General features: G+C 42.9%; 2 protein-coding genes and 1 pseudogene. 1 reads left to right on the top strand and 2 read right to left on the bottom strand.

Going from position 1 to position 3607, the window contains the following annotated elements; genetic code table 11:
* Positions 1-236: 236 nt before the first annotated feature.
* Positions 237-356: pseudogene (locus O9324_RS26865) on the bottom strand (bluetail domain-containing putative surface protein); the annotation flags it as partial.
* Here O9324_RS26865 and O9324_RS26860 point away from each other — a divergent pair.
* Positions 340-462 carry a hypothetical protein gene (locus O9324_RS26860; protein ID WP_256377274.1) on the top strand — a complete coding sequence of 41 codons (123 nt, stop codon included), beginning with the start codon at positions 340-342 and terminating at the stop codon, positions 460-462. The pseudogene O9324_RS26865 and the gene O9324_RS26860 sit on opposite strands and share 17 nt — an antisense overlap.
* 3 nt (positions 463-465) lie before the next feature.
* On the opposite strand, the gene O9324_RS26855 is transcribed toward O9324_RS26860, so the two are convergent.
* The gene (locus tag O9324_RS26855; protein ID WP_502846607.1) at positions 466-3513 is read right to left on the bottom strand and encodes a cadherin domain-containing protein; all 3048 of its coding nucleotides are present in this window, start codon (positions 3511-3513) and stop codon (positions 466-468) included.
* Positions 3514-3607: the final 94 nt, after the last annotated feature.

Raw genomic sequence — 3607 nt, 5'->3', positions numbered from 1 at the left:
GAACCCTTATATAGAAAGGCATTTAGCGATTTTTGTCAATTGTTTTTGCTCTAGAGCGAACTAATCAATTAAGTCTCTTGCCAGATAAGGATTTAGTCGATTTATGCCCCCCTATCGAACCATACCAAGTAACGAAGAACCCAATTTAATAATAGAGGTGGTGCGTTACGGCGGATTGTTAATTTTGGTTTTTTGACGGAATTGATAGTCGCCTAACGCACCCTACACCTACTTAATTAAACAAAGAAATAACCCACTATCATGCTCCCTAAAGCTGGTAAAGTACCGGTAAATCCAGTGATATTTATTAATAAATCATTGCTGGATTGGAAGCCAGCCATGCCACCATTAATCAGAAACGGTAATGAGTCCTGTGGGGCGACAAATGACGGTGATTCGCAGTTAGAAAAAGACAACCACCGGCAACTCCCAGAGGAAATGGCTTGTCAAACCTGCTCCTGACGATTAAGCAATAAAATTAAACGCCAAAATCCCATCATTAAAGTCGTTATCGCTGATATTGGGTAAGTTCCCCGGTAAATCCTCAAAGCCAAAGATATTATTCCCCCTTGACCGTAAATGTTCCGCCCCATCGGGATTTGCCGAGCCAAAGGAGAAATAGGCCACCTCATGGGTCCTATAGTTTTCTAGGGTAGCCGCCACGTTATCGGGATTCTTGGTCAAAAATGCCTGAATACTCCCTTGCAGACTTTCTCCCAGATTGCCGCCATTGGCAATGACAAAGGGTGCGTAGCGTCGCCCCCCTTCCAACAACACATCCCCTTCGTTAAATTCAGCGGCGGTGGTGCTTTGGTTTGCCCCTTCCCCACTGGCCCGCAAAAAGAAGTTATTCACCGCTTGACTTAAGGCGGTACGCGCATAACCCGCTTGACCAGGTTGAATTAACTCTGTCACGTTGCCATCTCCATCTAAATCGAGGCTGTCAAAAACGGCTCCGTTATCATCGGCCACTGGATAGAGACCGACAACGTTATTGAAGAAAGCTCCCGTCTGTCTAAGTCCTTCCTCAATGGCTGTGACCTGTATGCTACCGGGCAAGTTACTAAAGTTGAAAACCAGAGAACCTTGTCCATTGCCCGTATTATTAAATTGGATGGTTTGGGGATTAACGGCTTGGTCGGGTAGATTGGTAATTCCTAGGGTGAAATTAACGGTTGCGTCTGGCGTGGCATTGGGAGCCGGTTTGAGGGTGGTGTCCGTCACTGCCACGGTCAGATTATAGAGGGATTGGGCTTCAAAATCAGCCTTACCGATGAAGAATAATTCCCGGCCACGAATCTGGAAACTGCTCTGATCATTGCCCAACAAAGAAAGGCTATTTGTCCCCAAGGCATCATCGCTAATCTGAATATCGGCAACTTTGACACCTTGACTGGTATCGGTATTTTCAGCGATCGCATTGGTACTATTGGCCAGAATTAGGGCTGTGGGAGCTTCATTGACATCGGTGATGTTTAAAGTGAAGGTTTGGGTGAGATCGGGGGTGACACCAACGGTTGGATCATCGACATTGACGGTGACTTCGTAACTGTTTTGAGCTTCAAAATTAGGGGTAAAACCGACATAGAAAAGTGCCGAATTCTGAATTAAGAAGCGCTCCTTATCCCGTCCCGTGAGGAAGAGATTATTGGTTCCTAAACCATCATCTTCAATCAGGAGGTCGGCGACTTTCAATTCTGGGGTGACATCGACATTTTCAGCTAACTCGGTGACAGCATTTTGGAAAATTAGGGCTGTGGGAGCTTGATTAGTAGGAGTTTCATTAACATCATTGACAGTAATTGTCAAGGTTTTCTCAAAACTTAGTCCCCCTTGGTCGGTGGTTTTTACCCGAATACTGTAACTATTCTTGGTTTCAAAATCGGGGGAATTATTAATCTGTAATTGATTCCCTACAATCGAGAATGCTGAGTTATCTGTATCTCCTGTCCCTGCTATTAAACTATAGGTAAAGCTATTACCACTATCGGGGTCTGTACTGGAAAATGTTCCTATCACTGTATTAACAGGGACATTTTCATTTACTGTAGTGGCACTTAAGACTAAATCTGTGGGAGCTTGATTAGTAGGAGTTTCATTAACATCATTGACAGTAATTGTCAAGTTTTTCTCAAAACTTAGTCCCCCTTGGTCGGTGGTTTTTACCCGAATGCTGTAACTATTCTTGGTTTCAAAATCGGGGGAATTATTAATCTGTAATTGATTCCCTACAATCGAGAATGCTGAGTTATCTGTATCTCCTGTTCCTGCAACTAAGCTATAGGTAAAGATATTGCCACTATCGGGGTCTGTACTGGAAAATGTTCCAATTACTGTATTAACAGGGACATTTTCATTTACTGTGGTCGCACTTAATGCTAAATTTGTGGGAGCTTGATTACTAGGATTTTCATTTGGATCTTGATTACTAGGAGTTTCATTGAGGTCATTGACAGTAATCGTTAGGACTTTCTCAAAACTTAGTCCCCCTTGGTCGGTGGTTTTTACCCGAATACTGTAACTATTCTTGGTTTCAAAATCGGGGGAATTATTAATCTGTAATTGATTCCCTACAATCGAGAATGCTGTATTATCTGTATCTCCTGTTCCTGCAACTAAGCTATAGGTAAAGGTATTACCAGTATCGGGGTCTGTACTGGAAAATGTTCCAATTACTGTATTAACAGGGACATTTTCATTTACTGTAGTGGCACTTAAGGCTAAATCTGTGGGAGCTTGATTACTAGGAGTTTCAGTATCAGTATCAGTATTAGTAATGATTCCCACAACTGCTTCAGTCGTACCGGCTGCATAACCTGTCCCCGAAGCGAGGGTTAAGACAACGGTTTCATCATCTTCAACATTTGTATCAGCAGTGGGGTCTATTGTGACAGTCGCAGTTGATGAACCAGCAGCGAAAGTAACTGTTCCTGTTGTACTTGTAAAACTTGCTGCACCAGTTTGAGTGTAATCTGTGTTAAAAGTAGCTGTCCCCCCGACTGTATAATTGACTGTCAAAGCATCAGTTGTTACACCAGTACGAGTGAAGGTGTAAACGAGATTAGTTGTTCCGTCTTCTGTCACACTTGCGGGAGAAACCGCAAGAGTAATATTTTGCGGTTGATTAAGTTGCTGATTTCCGAAGTTAATTCCCGTTAGTATCTGTCCCGCAGTCAGGGTGACATTGTGAACTAAACTGACGGTATTAGTGACTGTGTTAGACCCATTATTATTGTTATTACCTGGGTTAACTACACCTGAGCCAGAATTACTGTCATTGAGGGTGAGTATGCTTTCTGCTAAAGCAAGTGCATTGATGCGAGGATAACTGATTCCTGTATTGGTAACGTTATCGTTTTCGTCATCCCCATCAATAATTAAGTTGCTAGTTGTATCTAATAAGGTACGAAATTCAGTTAAGGTTAATTCCCGTCCTAAATAGGTTTGAGCAATCTGTTGACCAAGTGTAGCAATTCCAGTAATGTAAGGCACGGCTTGAGATGTGCCACCCATGGTAATTGTCCCACCAGTTGCATTGGCGCCACTGATTAAAATTCCTGGAGCAAATACATCTAAAAGTGGGTGACGTTGGGAGAAACTGGCGATT

The organism is Microcystis sp. LE19-84.1B (genome assembly GCF_027531875.1).
In the GTDB taxonomy this organism is placed as follows: domain Bacteria; phylum Cyanobacteriota; class Cyanobacteriia; order Cyanobacteriales; family Microcystaceae; genus Microcystis; species Microcystis panniformis.
The sequence above is the reverse complement of the archived record's forward strand: the minus strand, read 5'-3'. Positions and strand labels throughout refer to the sequence as shown.